The sequence below is a fragment of the Burkholderia thailandensis E264 genome, from assembly GCF_000012365.1.
GTDB lineage: Bacteria > Pseudomonadota > Gammaproteobacteria > Burkholderiales > Burkholderiaceae > Burkholderia > Burkholderia thailandensis.
This window is the reverse complement of sequence record NC_007651.1, coordinates 66,868-80,819: the sequence shown is the minus strand read 5'-3', so window position 1 is coordinate 80,819 and position 13,952 is coordinate 66,868. Positions and strand designations below refer to the sequence as shown.

14 protein-coding genes and 1 pseudogene are annotated in these 13,952 nt (G+C 66.9%); 7 read left to right on the top strand and 8 right to left on the bottom strand.

Annotation, left to right across the window (positions count from 1 at the left end; genetic code table 11):
- Positions 1 to 91: 91 nt before the first annotated feature.
- Positions 92 to 535, bottom strand: a complete 444-nt coding sequence (locus BTH_RS12560) for a hypothetical protein (RefSeq protein WP_025404050.1) — start codon at positions 533 to 535, stop codon at positions 92 to 94.
- Between the two features lie 672 nt (positions 536 to 1,207).
- On the opposite strand from BTH_RS12560, the pseudogene BTH_RS33550 reads away from it, so the two are divergent.
- Together BTH_RS33550 and BTH_RS30840 are read left to right on the top strand one after the other, a co-directional pair.
- Positions 1,208 to 1,387 (top strand): annotated as a pseudogene (locus BTH_RS33550) (IS256 family transposase); the annotation flags it as partial.
- Between the two features lie 210 nt (positions 1,388 to 1,597).
- Entirely contained in the window at positions 1,598 to 2,515 is a 918-nt protein-coding gene (locus BTH_RS30840) for an RsiV family protein (protein ID WP_080511415.1), read from the top strand.
- A 241-nt stretch (positions 2,516 to 2,756) separates the two neighbouring features.
- Here BTH_RS30840 and BTH_RS12555 read toward each other — a convergent pair whose 3' ends face one another.
- Both BTH_RS12555 and BTH_RS12550 read right to left on the bottom strand, forming a co-directional pair.
- A complete protein-coding gene (locus BTH_RS12555; RefSeq protein ID WP_011401648.1) occupies positions 2,757 to 3,284 on the bottom strand; it encodes a cytochrome b in 528 nt (175 codons plus the stop codon).
- Positions 3,281 to 4,366, bottom strand: a complete 1,086-nt coding sequence (locus tag BTH_RS12550) for a catalase family peroxidase (RefSeq protein ID WP_011401647.1) — start codon at positions 4,364 to 4,366, stop codon at positions 3,281 to 3,283. Before BTH_RS12550 ends, BTH_RS12555 begins: the two co-directional genes overlap by 4 nt.
- Positions 4,367 to 4,526: 160 nt before the next feature.
- Between BTH_RS12550 and BTH_RS12545 the strand changes: the two genes are divergently transcribed.
- Together BTH_RS12545 and BTH_RS12540 are read left to right on the top strand one after the other, a co-directional pair.
- Positions 4,527 to 5,042 carry an RNA polymerase sigma factor gene (locus BTH_RS12545; RefSeq protein ID WP_011401646.1) on the top strand — a complete coding sequence of 172 codons (516 nt, stop codon included), beginning with the start codon at positions 4,527 to 4,529 and terminating at the stop codon, positions 5,040 to 5,042.
- A complete protein-coding gene (locus BTH_RS12540; RefSeq protein ID WP_011401645.1) occupies positions 5,039 to 5,791 on the top strand; it encodes an anti-sigma factor family protein in 753 nt (250 codons plus the stop codon). The genes BTH_RS12545 and BTH_RS12540 overlap by 4 nt, the downstream gene beginning before the upstream one ends.
- 239 nt (positions 5,792 to 6,030) lie before the next feature.
- On the opposite strand, the gene BTH_RS12535 is transcribed toward BTH_RS12540, so the two are convergent.
- Positions 6,031 to 6,426: an STY0301 family protein gene (locus BTH_RS12535; protein WP_009908289.1), complete on the bottom strand. Its 396-nt coding sequence runs from the start codon at positions 6,424 to 6,426 to the stop codon at positions 6,031 to 6,033.
- Entirely contained in the window at positions 6,413 to 6,853 is a 441-nt protein-coding gene (locus tag BTH_RS12530; RefSeq protein WP_009902034.1) for a BPSL0067 family protein, read from the bottom strand. The genes BTH_RS12535 and BTH_RS12530 overlap by 14 nt, the downstream gene beginning before the upstream one ends.
- A 179-nt stretch (positions 6,854 to 7,032) precedes the next feature.
- Between BTH_RS12530 and BTH_RS34480 the strand changes: the two genes are divergently transcribed.
- From BTH_RS34480 to BTH_RS12520, 3 genes are all read left to right on the top strand, one after another.
- Entirely contained in the window at positions 7,033 to 7,410 is a 378-nt protein-coding gene (locus BTH_RS34480) for a hypothetical protein (RefSeq protein WP_155275552.1), read from the top strand.
- On the top strand, positions 7,407 to 7,868 hold the full coding sequence (locus BTH_RS12525) for a hypothetical protein (RefSeq protein ID WP_011401643.1): 462 nt from the start codon (positions 7,407 to 7,409) through the stop codon (positions 7,866 to 7,868). Before BTH_RS34480 ends, BTH_RS12525 begins: the two co-directional genes overlap by 4 nt.
- A gap of 326 nt (positions 7,869 to 8,194) precedes the next feature.
- On the top strand, positions 8,195 to 8,761 hold the full coding sequence (locus tag BTH_RS12520; RefSeq protein ID WP_009902030.1) for a hypothetical protein: 567 nt from the start codon (positions 8,195 to 8,197) through the stop codon (positions 8,759 to 8,761).
- A 75-nt stretch (positions 8,762 to 8,836) separates the two neighbouring features.
- Here the strand turns inward: BTH_RS12520 and BTH_RS12515 are convergent, their stop codons facing one another.
- From BTH_RS12515 to BTH_RS12500, 3 genes are all read right to left on the bottom strand, one after another.
- On the bottom strand, positions 8,837 to 9,970 hold the full coding sequence (locus BTH_RS12515; RefSeq protein ID WP_009908287.1) for a CaiB/BaiF CoA transferase family protein: 1,134 nt from the start codon (positions 9,968 to 9,970) through the stop codon (positions 8,837 to 8,839).
- 342 nt (positions 9,971 to 10,312) lie between these two features.
- Entirely contained in the window at positions 10,313 to 12,436 is a 2,124-nt protein-coding gene (locus BTH_RS12505) for a 3-hydroxyacyl-CoA dehydrogenase NAD-binding domain-containing protein (protein WP_011401640.1), read from the bottom strand.
- A 12-nt stretch (positions 12,437 to 12,448) separates the two neighbouring features.
- A complete protein-coding gene (locus BTH_RS12500; RefSeq protein WP_025404048.1) occupies positions 12,449 to 13,654 on the bottom strand; it encodes an acetyl-CoA C-acetyltransferase in 1,206 nt (401 codons plus the stop codon).
- Between the last annotated feature and the right edge of the window lie 298 nt (positions 13,655 to 13,952).

Genomic DNA, 13,952 nt, shown 5'->3' with positions numbered 1-13,952 from the left:
CTCAAATCGGGGCGTGGCGCTCTAAAGCGAACGGTGACAAGGCAAAGGTAGCAGGCCGGACGCCTACGCGTAACACGTCATCTCTTTGCAATCAGACCGGCGGCGCCGGCGGCGCAGACAGCACGGTTATATGAACGGTCCACGCGTCCATCTTTGCAACGTTGGCGTCATCCGCATGGCACAGGACGTAGAAGCCCGAGCCTAGGGACTGCGGACGCCCTGACACGTCCATCTTTGCAACCGCCCTGAAATTCCGCCGTTCGTTGCGCGTCTGCTGCATGCTGCTGTTGCGCTCGCGATACGCCGAATGCGAGGCTCGATATTCGCGCCAGTAGCCCGAGTGCCCCGCGCACCATCTGGCCTGCGCCCGTGCCTGGTTGTCGCGATAGTCGCTGTCGATACGGAGCCGGTGGTTCTGCCAGTGACGTCGACGAGCTCGCTGGCAAGATTCCGATGAGCAATAGCGCTGACGGGGAACGTGCGGCAGCGGCACGAACGCGGTGCCACAGGCGAGACAGAGGCGTGGGGATTTCATGAGTGCCCTCCAGGCCAGGTTGCGACGAGCGGACGCCGGCGCCTCGACCAGCCACCGACGGCAATGGCGTGGGACGAGATAGAGAGGGGCTTATTCAGTAGCTGCTTCGTTAATCGCCCAGCGCGATTTGCTTGGCGCGTTTGTAGGCCGGTCTCCGAAACTTGGACATTTCTTGACCGCCGGCGTGCAAGGAGGGGGTTCGTCCACCAGCACAAATCGCTTAAATTGCCTTGCCGGACGCGCAGTTTTTTGCGGTAGCTTGTACAAAGCTGAGAGAGCGATGCTGGTGGGATAGGACCCGTCCTGTCACAAGCCCAGGCTCGAGTCCGAGGTGGTCTGGACGGTTCGTCTCGACTTATGCGTCCATTTTCTCGCCTTATGGGTCCACCCTCAGCTGGAAGCCCTTATCCCGTAAGGCGCATTTTCTCGGGTTATGAGTCTGTCTACAGGTTGCACTTCTGCAATCACAAAACAAGACTCGTGCCAGTTAGCACAAAGCCAGCTTGATGCGCTGAGCCTATCCGAATGTTTGTGTGTGAGGCATAAACTGATGGCCAAGGAGCCACTTTATGCCACGCAAACGCAAGGAAGAAGTGACGATTGAACCGGGCAAGGGCTTGAACCTGGACCCGGAACTGATCAAGCAACTGGTACCCGGAACGCTGGATCGGGCAGCTTCGGAAGATCATCAAGGCGCGCGGCCACTTCCCGTCGGACGAGGCCGCGCTCAAACTGATCTGGCTGGCGCTGCGCAACGTCGTTGCCAAGTGGACCGGCTCCCGGCACGATTGGAAGAGTGCCATGACTCAGTTCGCACTGCTTTACCCGGAACGATTCAACATTGGAGTCTGAATCTCAACCCGCCTCACACACGAAATTCCGGATACCCCCGATGCGCTTTATTAAAAGGCTCCAATCGGAGCCTTTTTTATTTCCCCGAAATTCCTATTGCCGGCCATCATTTTTCCGCACTTTATAAGTCAAAATTAAGAATATGTCGCAGCATGAATTTCGTTATAAAATTCTCACATCTCAACGTCCCGCGGCCCAGACAGGCACTCCATGCGTCAATCTCTTGAACGAAAAAGCTGGATCGCCGGCGTTATCGGCACGATAATCGGCGGCGCCGCATTCGCATGGTCGATTTTGACATATTTTTTCCCTCACGATGCGTCACCTCAAACTTCATCACCCAGTGCAGCCAACACGGGTGATCGCGCCATCATTGTTCAAGGAAGCGGCAATACCATCGTAGCGCCGCAACAAGAAGGCTCCTTCGAAACACGCAAAGCACCAAGATTCTTCGAATTCAAAATTTCTGATCAAGCGCTCAAAATCGAGGGGAACAGCCGCCACGAAGTTCACTATCCACAAATTTCCGGCACCATCCCCTCTGACACCCTCGCACTTACCAATCATCTTTTAAAGCGATCTGCACTGACCGAATACGAATATTATTCCGACATGAACGAAGTCCGCATAACCTACAAAATAGGACTGAAGGAATTCAATCTCATCGGAATCAATTACAACATCTTCATCTGGAATGATGGAGCCACACACCCTCAAACCACAACAAACGCAATTACCATAAATCTTGAAACGGGCCACGAACTCAAACTAAAAAACATACTCCGCACCGGATATCGGCGACGAATCAACGAACTTGTTCGAGAAAATCTGATTAGACAAGATCAGTATTTTCCGTGCGAAAATAAAAAAACCTCCGACAGCAAAGAACAACGAGCAGAAGTCGCAATCCATGGGATTCTCAAAGAGATTCTCAGGCATTCATCCGATACCTGCTTCAGCTCCGTCACGGATGACAGCCAGTATTATCTTACAGATACATCTTTGGTTCTTGTATTTCCGAAGTACAGCATTGCCCCAGGCGCATCGGGTGACCTTGAAGTCCCCATCACTTTCAAGGAAATTCAAAATCTATTGAGCCCCGACAGTCCACTTCAGCGGTTCCTTTAAGTTATATAGCCAGCTCATTCTAAAAATCACGCGGATATTTATTCTCACATATTCAATAAATTTCGACATTCGATTTCACGCGTCTAGCAATGTAGCCGCAGTTCATTCCGACGACGGAATCGGCGCCGTCTTCAAATGTACGGCGACAACAACTACATTACGTTTCTGCCCGACTGGAAGGCAAGCGTTATGACATGCCATGATCCCAGTCGAGCAAATAGGCCATACGCCATCAACGCCCTCACCTCCCCACCATCGCCCTCAGCACCCCATCCCGCCGAATCAACCCGTGATAAAGCGCGGCGGCGAAGTGCGCGAGAAACGTCGCGAAGAACAGATAAGCCAACCACCGATGCGCATGCCGCAGCCACGCAAACCAAACCGCATCGGCAGGCACAATCGGTGGCAATTGCACGCCGCCGCCCAACGTCACCGGATACCCGCCCGCCGACAGCATCGCCCACCCGACCAACGGCATCGCGATCATCAACGCATACAGCACGAGATGCGACCCGTGCGCCGCGAATTTCTGCCACCCCGGCAAATCAGAAGGCAACGCCGGCGGCCGCGAACTCAATCGCACCACCACCCGCACGCAAGCCAGCACCAGCACCGCCACCCCAAGCGGCTTATGAATCGCAACCAGCACGGCATGCCGCCCCGACACCGTCGCCACCATCCCCGCGCCGACAAACAGCATCGACACGATCATCGCCGCCATCACCCAATGCAGCAGCCGCGCGAGCGGATTGAACGTCGTCTTCATCATCGTTTCTCCGAAAGCGGATGCGCCGCGCCGGGAATCCCGGCCTCTTCGCTCGTGCGCCGCAGATACGAATCCGCATACGCGGCCGAGCGCGCGGCGAGCAGCGGGTCGCCCGACACGCGGATGCCGTCGGGCAGGATCGTCGGGTCGTAGTTGACGTCGCGGCACGGCCCGCTGTCCTGCGCCTCCACGCGATCGAGCACCAGCGTGCCCGCGTCGATCGTCGTGCGATTCGCGGGCCACACGCGCGTCGCGTCGTCGACGGGGTCGCCCGGCTCCGCCAGCGTGAGCAGCAAATGCCAGCGCTGCGGCCCCGAACCGATGCGCCGCGTCAGGTCCTCTTGCAACACGTTCGGGTCTCCGGCTTTCGCGACTTCACCCGCCTCGGCCGTCCGCTCCGGCGCGACGCGCCAGCGCACCGCCTGCCGCCTTCCCGCCGCATCGACGAGATAGAACGCGTTCAGGCTGTAATACGTCTCGGTGACGTAGCTCGCGCTCGGCTTCGCCGTCTTCGCCCATGCGCGAAACGCGGCCGTCTCCGGATGCGCGTCGAAGAACGCCTTCAGCTTCGCCGGATCGGGCTTGCCCGTCCTCGGGTCGGGCCGGCCCGCCACCGTCTGCTCGTAGAACGCGCGCGGCGTCGCCACCGGAAACACCGGCATGCTGTTCATCCCCGTGCGCCATTGCTCGCCATCCGGCGCGCTCAGGCGCAGCGCGAGGCTGCGGATCGGCACGCTGCTATCCGGCGCGTACGGATTGCCGCCCGGCATCGCGAAGCGCCCGACCACCGGCGTGCGCACCGCCGCGAAAAAGGGCGCGGTCGAATACGCGCTCGCCGCGCCGTTGCCTTCGAAATAGCCCGTCACGCACACGCCTTTCGCGTGATTGCGCCGGTAGCCCGGATGCAGACCGCTATTGCGCTGCAACGCGTCAACGAGCCGCTGCGGCGTCAGCCGATGCGGCGCGAGCCAGCCGCCGACGTAGCCGAACGTCGCCGCGACCGCCGTCACCGCGCCGCCGATCAGCGCCCATCGCCAGAGGCCGCGCGCCGGCCCGGCGCCCGGTGGTGTTGAAGGGTGTTCCATCGTGTACGCTCCCGACCGTCAGGTCCTGTGTCGAACGCGCGTATGACGGCCCGCCGCCCGGTTTATTCCATCGAAATTTATTTTCGAACGCATGGAATAACCGTCGGCGGCGAACGTCTCACGCATTGAACCCACGCCCACGACGGCCTCCGATCCGCCCATGCCCTCCGCCGATCTCGACGACCCACTACGCGAGTTGCTGCCGCGACTGCGCCGCTTCGCGCTCTGGCTAACCCGCGACGTGCACAGCGCCGACGATCTCGTGCAGTCGACGCTCGAGCGCGCGCTGTCGCGCTGGTCGACGCGCCGTGACGCTTCGGCGCTGCGCAGCTGGCTCTTCACGATCCTGTACCGGCAGTTCGTCGATACGACGCGGCGGGCCAAGCGCTACGCGTGGCTGCTCGGCCGGATCAAGGACGACGACGAGCCGCAATGGCCGTCCGCCGAGGATCACGCGCTCGCGCGATCGATGCTCGACGCGTTCGGCCGGCTGTCGACGGAACAGCGCAGCCTGCTGCTGCTCGTCGCCGTCGAGGGGTTCAGCTATCAGGAAGTCGCCGAGCTGCTCGACATCCCGATCGGCACCGTGATGTCGCGGCTGTCGCGCGCGCGTCAGGCGCTGCGCGCGCTCGGCGACGGCGAGATTTCCGCTCCTTCGCTGCGTTTGATGAAATGAACATTCCGCCCGACGAACAGGATCTCCACGCTTACGTCGACGGCCGGCTCGACGCCGATGCGCGCGTGGCCGTCGAACGCTGGCTCGCGCTGCATCCGGCGCGCGCGGAGCAGGTGCGGCGCTGGCGGCAGGATGCGCAGCAGCTGCGCGCGGCGCTCGATTCGGCCGCGATGCCCGCCGCGACGGCGACGCTCGATCCCGCCGCGCTGCGCGCGCGCCGCGCCGAACGCGCGCGCGCGCGGCTCGCGGTGGCCGCGTCGTTCGTGCTGTGCGTCGCGCTGGGCGCGATGGGCGGCTGGCAGGCGCACGGCTGGAGCAGCGCGCCCGCCGCGCCGATGAGCGATGCCGTCGCCGCGTACAAGCTGATGGTGGTCGATCGCAGCGCGCGCGTCGACGTCGTCCAGAAGCAGCCGGGCGAATTGCAGGCGTGGGTCGCGCGCGAGATCGGCGCGCCGGTGCGGCTGCCGGATCTGAGCGGCGCGGGCTTCGCGCCCGTCGGCGGGCGGCTCTTCGCGACCGAACGCGGCGCGGCCGCGATGGTGCTGTACGAGGATGCGGCCGGGCGCACGCTGAGTTTCTACATTCGGCCACCCGAGTCGGCAAATCGCCTGCTCGCGGCGGGCGAGCGCGCCGACGGCGCGCTGCTCGCGCGCTACGGCTCGGTGCGCGGGTTCAACTATGCGGTTGTCGGGCGCGCGGACAGTGTCGGCGAGGCGGCCGTCGCGCGCGCGCTCGACGCGCAGATCTGACGGGCGTTTCGTTCGATGCGCGCGAAGGCGAGTGCGCGGCGCATCCGCGCGCCCACGCCGCCGCCGAGCGACGCCATGCGGTCGGTCGCTCGGGCGGATGAAGCACGCGGAAAGCACAGGCCGCGCCGCTCGAAGAACCGATTGCGGCGCGACGCGCTCGCCCCGCGCCGCGCCGCGTCGCGCGCGTCGCATGCGAAAACGCGGCGAGCGCGCCGCCTCCATCGCGCGTCACGCGGCGGTCATTTCCTGCACGTCACCTTCAGCGTCTTCTTGCCGTCGATCCGGTAATCGCAGCGATTCACGCGCTCGGCGAGCCTGACGTCCTTCGTCTGGCCGTCCGCGTACTTGCAGCGGATCGTCACGTAGCGTCCCGCGTCGTACACGTAGCCCAGCTCCCAATGCCCCTTGCGCTCGCCGGCGTCGTCGGGAATCAGCGTCGCGAGATCGCTCGGCGCGCCGTCGAATACGTCGACGTATTGCAGCGGGCTTTGCGCCCGCACCGGGCAGACTGCCGTGCCCGCACGGGCTGCGCCGGCCGCACCGGTCGCACCGGTCGCGTCCGCCGTGCCCGACGCGCCCGCGCATCCGAAGAACGACGCGGCGGCGAGTGCGCAGGCGGCCTTACTCCACGACATAGAAGTTGTCCCCATTGTTCGACCGGCCATGCGCGCCCCAGCGCAGGCGCCGTTGCTGCACCGGCTGCGGCGTCGGCGGCGTCACGAACTGGTCGTACACCAGGATGCCGCCGTCCTTCGTCTGGCTGACGTAGATCGCCGCATGGCCGTCGTACTTGCCGGCGGCGTTGAACGTCGCGATCACGGTGCCCGCGACGATCGTCGCGTTGCCTTTCACCGGCGCGCCCTTGCGCCATTGCCCGGTGAGCGGCAGCGTCGGGCAGACCCGTTTCACGTAGGACACGCATTGGCCGCACAGATCGACGCCGGACGTGACGCTGCCCGTCGGCGCCTTGTCGAAAGGCGCGAGCTTCGAAGTCGGCGCGCAGGTCCAGCGGCCGACCGGCGCGCCGGCGTTGTTCGAGTAATGAGTCGACACGTAAGGCATGGTTCCCTCGGTTTTTATAAGCGGAATTCGGATTGCCGCAACCAGCCAAGCGAACCGGATTGTCCGGCAGATGCGGGAAACGATCAACCGCCGCGACAATTCAACACAAATCTTGCGCCGGAGTGCAGTTTGCGCGCCGCGTATCCGTCGGCCGTCACGGCGTGCGCCATGCATACGCCGTGACGGCCGACGCGCCGCGCGACGGCAACGACATCCGCACTCGATGCGCACACAAGCCGATCGCGGGCACGAACGCAAACGCGAAAAACACCGAAGGCGCGCGAGACGAACGCCGTTTGCGTACCCGCGGCTTGCCCGGCGCGCCGGTCGCTCACCGCGTGCGCCGCGCGTTTCTTATCGCCGCCGTCGCGCACGGAATAGCGCACTGGGAATACCGCCGCGCGCTCGTTCGTTTACCCGTTGAGCGCCGGCGCGTTCGCAAACGCGAGGCATCGCGCGCCACGCGCCCGCCCTCGTCGATCGTGGCAGGCGGCGCGACGCAGGCGGGCCGACCGCGCGTCGACATTTCAGGGCGTCCATTCAGAGCCTTATCATGAACAGGTTGATCCGTTGCGCCACCGCGCTGATCGGCTCAAGTTCATTCGTGTGTGCATGCGCGCAAACCTATGACGGAACGGCCGCGCCGATCGACACATCCAACTGCCGGGCGATCGCCGGGCAAGCGGACATCGACGGCACGATGCAGCAGGTTGTCGGCCGCGCATGCCTGCAAAGCGACGGCACGTGGCGGCTCGTTCAGAACCCGGACGGCAGCGTGCTGTGGTATCCGCTCGCCGCGTATCCGTACCCCGATCTGTGGTACTGGGGCGCGCCGTTCGTCATCGGCGCGGGCACGACCTTCATCTTCGTCGACCGCTTCCACCACTTCCATCGGTTCCATCACTTTCATCCGATGACGCCGGGCCATATCGGCCCGCCGGCGGGCGGAGGCTTTCATCGCGGGCCGCCGCACGGCGGCGGCATGAGCGGATGGGGAGGAAAGACGCGACACTAGCCCAAGCCAACCGACCCACACACCGACCACCAGCCGGCGCGTCCGGCGCATCGCGCATTGCATCCGGCATGGCCCGACGCGTTGCCTCGGCGCGGCCGAATCGGGCGGCGGCGATGGCAATCGCATGGCGACGGCAACCATCCGCCGGTTCGCGAACGCACCCTTGCGGCAAACTCGCAGGCGATGAACGCGCCGCGTTTCCCAGCGCCGCATCCTCGCGGAGCGACACGTTACATGTCACGATCGACGCGATTCGGCTACAGTCCGAGGTGCGGCCGCACCGAAGACGGCCACCGACGCTGTACCCCAACCACGAGGACCACTCCATGCGCATCATCCGGGCCTGGCTCGCCCTGACGTTCGTTGCGTCCATCGCTTGCCTCCTTTTCGCCGCGCCTGCCGCGCACGCCGCGCCCGCCGGCAAGACGCTGACGTTCGACGGCGTAGCATTCTTCCAGCGCGACGCCGCCGGCAACCGGCTCGAATACACGCCGAAGGGCGAGGACGATCTGTCGACATGGCAAACGATGATCACGCTCGTGCGCTACCCGGAAGCGACGACGCCGGACGGGCTCGCGTCGATCACGGATTCCGTGCTCCGTCTTTACAAGCAGAACGGTGCGTTGATCCTGAAGGTCGACGCGGTGCCGGCCGCGCACGGCAAGCCGGCCGAGTACTTCATCTCGGTTGCGTTCCCCACGCGCGATTTCATCGAAGCGGTGTTCACGCGCGTCGCGCTCGTCGACGGCGCGGGCGCGGCCGCGATCTACTCGCATCGCGAATACGGGCGCGCGGTCGGCAACGAAGTGAGCGCGTGGATCGAGAAGAACGGGCCGGCGAAGGAGCGCGCGCTCAAGCAATGGAATCCGCTGCCGACCGTCGGCGGGAAATGAGCGGGCGGGCGCCGTGACGCAACGCGCCGAGCGCGGCGGATCGATCGGGCGAGGCGGCTTCGCGCGCCCGGCCGCTCACGCTTTCGCGACGAGCGCCGCGATCTCGTCTGGCGCGAACCCCGCTTCGCGCAGGATCGCCGCGCTGTCCGCGCCGCGCTTCGGCACCGCGCCGGGCTGCGCGTTCGGCGAGCCGGAAAACCGCGGCGCCGGCGCCGCCTGCAGCACGCCGTCGCGCTCCGCATAAACGCCGCGCGCCGCCAGATGCGGATGCGACTTCGCTTCGGCCGGACTCAGCACCGGCGCGAAACAGACGTCGGTGCCCTCCATCAGCTCGACCCAATGCGCGCGCGGCCGGCTCGCGAAAATCTCCGCGAGCCGCTCGCGCAGCCGGGGCCAGCGGCTCGCGTCGTACGGGTTCCGGAAATCGTCGTCGTCGGCGAGGCCGAGCTTGTCGACGAGCAGCGCGTAGAACGGCGGCTCGAGCGCGCCGACGCTGACGTAGCCGCCGCACGCGCAGCGATAGCTGCCGTACCAGTGCGGGCCGTCGAGCAGCCCCTGGCCGCGCGCCATCGGCATGAAGCCCGCCGCGTGAATCGACAGCAGCAGGTTCATCAGGTTCGCGCTGCCGTCGACGATCGCCGCATCGACGACTTGCCCCTTGCCGCGCAGGCGCGCATCGACGATGCCCGCGAGCACGCCCATCGCGAGATACAGCGCGCCGCCGCCGAGATCGCCGACGAGCGTCGGCGGCGCGAACGGCGCGTCGCCCGGCTGCCCCGCGTACCACAGTGCGCCGGACAGCCCGATGTAGTTGATGTCGTGCCCCGCCGCGTGCGCGAGCGGGCCGTCCTGCCCCCAGCCCGTCATCCGCCCGTAGACGAGTTTCGGATTGCGCGCGAAACACGCATCGGGGCCGAGCCCGAGCCGCTCCATCACGCCCGGGCGCATGCCTTCGATCAGCGCGTCGGCATGCTCGACGAGCCGCAGCACCGCGTCCACCGCCTCCGGCTGCTTCAGGTCGAGCGCGAGCGAGCGCTTGCCGCGATTGAAGATCGCGCGGCGGCCGAGGTCGAGCGGATCGCCTGCGCGACCGGCCGTGCGTTCGACGAGGATCACGTCCGCGCCCATGTCGGCGAGCAGCATCCCGCAGAACGGCGCGGGGCCGATTCCGGCGATTTCGACGATTCGGATTCCGTGCAAAGGGCCCATTGCCCGCTCCCGTGAGGTTCGATGCGTTCGGTTCGGCGCGATGCCGAGTCGCGCCGCGCGGCCGCGACGATCGCGGCCCGGCGATGTCGGGCAGCGTCACGTCGCCCGTCCCGCTTCGGCACGGCATGACGCAGCGCGGCGCAATGCGGCGGGTCGTGACGCAACGCATGCGGCACGGCACGACGTAGGGCGACATAACTTGACGCCTGCATACGTGCGTGCAACACAGTACAACGCCATGCGATACGACACACGGCCTCACGCGCGGCACGCGATGCGTTTGCGCGCGCGGCCCGACGCGCGCCGCGCCGCAATCGCCGCGCGCCTCGACACGCTTCGCGCTCAGTAGAAGCTTCGCCCCTGCGCGGCCATCTCGCGCAGCAGCCCCGGCGCGGCGAAGCGCGCGCCGTACCGCGCGGCAAGACGATCGCACGTCGCGACGAACGCGTCCACCCCGACGCCGTGAATGTACGACACCGGCCCGCCGCGGAACGCCGGGAAGCCCCAGCCGAGAATCGCGCCGACGTCCGCGTCGCGCGCCGTCGTCAGCACGCGCTCTTCGAGGCAGCGCGCGGTCTCGACCGCCTGCACCGTCACGAGCCGCTCGATCAGCGCCGCCACGTCCGGCTGCTCGGCCGCGACGGGAAACGCTTGCGCGAGCCCCGGCCACAGCGCCTTCTTGCCGCCGTTCGCCGGATAGTCGTAATAGCCGAGCCCCGCCTTGCGGCCGAGCCGGCCGAGCTCGACCATGCGCGCGGCCACGTCCTCGCCGGGGCGCGCGACGTACGCGTCGCCGAGATCGGCGCGCGTCTGCTTCGTGATCTTGTGGATCAACTCGCTCGACACCTCGTCGGTCAGCGCGAGCGGGCCCACCGGCATCCCGGCGAGCAGCCCGGCGTTCTCGATCAGCGCGGGCGCGACGCCCTCGGCAAGCATCGCGAGCCCTTCGAGCACGTAAGTCGAGAACACGCGGCTCGTGTAGAAGCCGCGCGAATCGTTGACGACGATCGGCGTCATGCCGATCGTCTTCACGTAGTCGAGCGCGCGCGCGAGCGTCGCCTCGCTCGTGTCGCGGCCGACGATCACTTCGACGAGCGGCATCTTGTCGACGGGCGAGAAGAAATGCAGGCCGATGAAGTTCGCCGGCCGCGCGCTCGCCTGCGCGAGGCCCGTGATCGGCAGCGTCGACGTGTTCGACGCGAAGAGCGCGTCGGGCGCGAGCACCGTTTCGCTCCTGCGCGTGACGTCGGCCTTGATCGCGCGATCCTCGAACACCGCCTCGATCACGAGCTCCGCGCCGTCGAGCCGCGCGTAATCGGTCGTCGGCACGATCTTCGCAAGCAATGCATCGGCCTTTTCCCGCGTGAGCCGGCCGCGCTGCACCTGTTTGTCGACGAGCTTGCGCGAGTAGTCCTTGCCGCGCGCGGCCGCCTCTTCGCTCGTGTCGATCAGCACGACGTCGAGCCCCGCCTTCGCGCTCACGTACGCGATGCCCGCGCCCATCATCCCCGCGCCGAGCACGCCGATCTTCCGGTAGCGCTGCGTCGGCACGCCGGCCGGCCGCGCGGCGAGCTTGTTCGCTTCGTTCATCCCGAAGAACAGCGTGCGGATCATCGCCTTCGCTTGCGGCGACAGCACCGCCTTCACGAAATAGCGCGCCTCGGTCTTCAGGCCCGTGTCGAGATCGGTCAGCAGCCCTTCGTACACGCACGACAGGATGCTCGCGACGGCCGGATAGTTGCCGTACGTCTTCTGTCGCGCGAGCGCGTTCGCCGCCATGAACACCTGCTGGACGGACGGATGCGTGAGCGCGCCGCCCGGAATCCGGAAGCCCTTCACGTCCCACGGCTGCGTCGCGGTGCGGCGGCTCGCGTCGAGCAGCCACGCGCGCGCGGCCGCGATCTCCTCGCCCGCCGGCACGACCGCGTGCAGGATGCCGGCGGCCAGCGCGTCGGCCGCCTTCAGCCGCTTGCCTTCGAGCAACAGCGGCAGCGACGCCTGAATGCCGACGAGGCGCGGCAGGCGCTGCGTGCCGCCGCCGCCCGGCAGCAGGCCGAGCGTCACTTCGGGCAGGCCGAAGCGCGCCTTCGGATTGTCGGCCGCAACCCGGTAGTGACCCGCGAGCGCGATCTCGAGCCCGCCGCCGAGCGCCGAGCCCGGCATCGCGATCGCCACCGGCTTGCCGCCTGTTTCGAGCGCGCGCAGCGCACGGTGCAGCTCGCACGTGCGCGCGAAGAGCGTCTCGGCGTCGTCGCTCGCCTGCAGCCATTCGAGGTCGCCGCCCGCGATGAAGTCGGGCTTCGCCGACGTGACGAGTATCCCCTTCACCGCCGCATCCTGAAGCGCGCGCGACGCCGCCGCGAAGAACGCCGCGCAGCTCTCGCCGTTCAGCACGTTCTGGCTGCGCCCGGGCAGATTCCAGCTCAAGGCCGCGATGCCGTCGTCATCGAGCGTGTAATCGATCATGGTCGTCCCCCGTCAAATCCGTTCGATGATGGTCGCCGTGCCCATGCCGGCGCCGACGCACAGCGTTGCGAGGCCCGTGGCCGCGCCGCGCCGCTCGAGTTCGTCGAGCAGCGTGCCGAGGATCATCGCGCCCGTCGCGCCGAGCGGGTGGCCCATCGCGATCGCGCCGCCGTTCACGTTGATCCTGTCGTGCGCAATCGCCATCGCGTCCATGAAGCGCAGCACGACCGATGCGAACGCTTCGTTCAGCTCGTACAGATCGATGTCGGCCGCGCGCATGCCGGCACGCTTCAATGCCTTCTCGGCCGCGTAGGCCGGCCCCGTCAGCATCATCGACGGCTCCGAGCCGACGCTCGCGAACGAGCGGACCCGCGCGCGCGGCGCGAGGCCCGCGCGCTTGCCTGCCTCGAGCGAGCCGATCAGCACGGCCGCCGCGCCGTCGACGATCCCCGAGCTGTTGCCCGCGTGATGCACGTGCTCGATGCGCTCGAGCTCCGGATAGCGCTGGCGGATCACCGCGTCGAAGCCGTACATCTCGCCCAGTTCGGCGAACGACGGCTTGAGCGTCGCGAGCGTCTCGGGTGTCGTCTGCGGGCGGATCGTTTCGTCGCGATCGAGGATCGTCAGGCCGTTCGCGTCGCGCACCGGCACGATCGAGCGCGCGAACCAGCCGGCCTGCGTCGCCGCGTGCGCGCGGCGGTGGCTCTCGGCTGCGTACGCGTCGACGTCGGCTCGGCTGTAGCCCCACTTCGTCGCGATCGTGTCGGCCGACACGCCCTGCGGCACGAAGTAGCTCGGAATCGCGATCGCCGGATCGACGGGCCACGCGCCGCCGCTCGCGCCCATCGGCACGCGCGACATGCTCTCGACGCCGCCGCCGATCGCCATGTCCGACTGGCCGGACATCACCTGCGCGGCGGCCATGTTGCACGCCTCGAGGCCCGACGCGCAGAAGCGGTTGATCTGCACGCCGGCCGTGGTTTCCGCGTAGCCGGCCGCGAGCACCGCGATGCGGCCGATGCACGCGCCCTGCTCGCCGACGGGCTCGACGCAGCCGAGCACGACGTCGTCGACGGCGCTCGTGTCGAGGCCGTTGCGATCGCGAATCGCGCGCAGCGCGGTTGCGGCGAGCGCGAGCGGCGTGACGCCGTGCAGGCTGCCGTCCTTCTTGCCTTTGCCGCGCGGCGTGCGCACGGCGTCGAAAATGTAGGCTTCCATGAATCGTTCCTTCGGTTGATGGAGATGGCCGGTCGGGACGGCCGGATGCGGCGGCCGCCGATCGGGCCGGCCGCGTCGCCCCGCCGGCCGGCCCGGCGCTCGTCGGGTTCCGCCGGTTCCGCCGCTTGGGTGGGCCGATCGGCGCGTTCCTGCGTGCTGCCCACGCGTCTTCTCTTCTCGCCCGCCGGCGAGACGCCGCTTGCCGAAGCGCTCATCGGCCGCGAGGCGGGCCGCGCGTTCGCCCGGTGCGATCTTCGATCGGCGCGGCCGATTTCGATCGCGGACGCGGCTCGGCAAG

Excerpts from the sequence above, each read along its gene's own strand:
- BTH_RS12560 (WP_025404050.1), bottom strand. The coding sequence starts at position 535 with ATGAAATCCCCACGCCTCTGTCTCGCCTGTGGCACCGCGTTCGTGCCG.
- BTH_RS30840 (WP_080511415.1), top strand. The coding sequence starts at position 1,598 with ATGCGTCAATCTCTTGAACGAAAAAGCTGGATCGCCGGCGTTATCGGC.
- BTH_RS12555 (WP_011401648.1), bottom strand. The coding sequence starts at position 3,284 with ATGATGAAGACGACGTTCAATCCGCTCGCGCGGCTGCTGCATTGGGTG.
- BTH_RS12550 (WP_011401647.1), bottom strand. The coding sequence starts at position 4,366 with ATGGAACACCCTTCAACACCACCGGGCGCCGGGCCGGCGCGCGGCCTC.
- BTH_RS12545 (WP_011401646.1), top strand. The coding sequence starts at position 4,527 with ATGCCCTCCGCCGATCTCGACGACCCACTACGCGAGTTGCTGCCGCGA.
- BTH_RS12540 (WP_011401645.1), top strand. The coding sequence starts at position 5,039 with ATGAACATTCCGCCCGACGAACAGGATCTCCACGCTTACGTCGACGGC.
- BTH_RS12535 (WP_009908289.1), bottom strand. The coding sequence starts at position 6,426 with ATGTCGTGGAGTAAGGCCGCCTGCGCACTCGCCGCCGCGTCGTTCTTC.
- BTH_RS12530 (WP_009902034.1), bottom strand. The coding sequence starts at position 6,853 with ATGCCTTACGTGTCGACTCATTACTCGAACAACGCCGGCGCGCCGGTC.
- BTH_RS12525 (WP_011401643.1), top strand. The coding sequence starts at position 7,407 with ATGAACAGGTTGATCCGTTGCGCCACCGCGCTGATCGGCTCAAGTTCA.
- BTH_RS12520 (WP_009902030.1), top strand. The coding sequence starts at position 8,195 with ATGCGCATCATCCGGGCCTGGCTCGCCCTGACGTTCGTTGCGTCCATC.
- BTH_RS12515 (WP_009908287.1), bottom strand. The coding sequence starts at position 9,970 with ATGGGCCCTTTGCACGGAATCCGAATCGTCGAAATCGCCGGAATCGGC.
- BTH_RS12505 (WP_011401640.1), bottom strand. The coding sequence starts at position 12,436 with ATGATCGATTACACGCTCGATGACGACGGCATCGCGGCCTTGAGCTGG.
- BTH_RS12500 (WP_025404048.1), bottom strand. The coding sequence starts at position 13,654 with ATGGAAGCCTACATTTTCGACGCCGTGCGCACGCCGCGCGGCAAAGGC.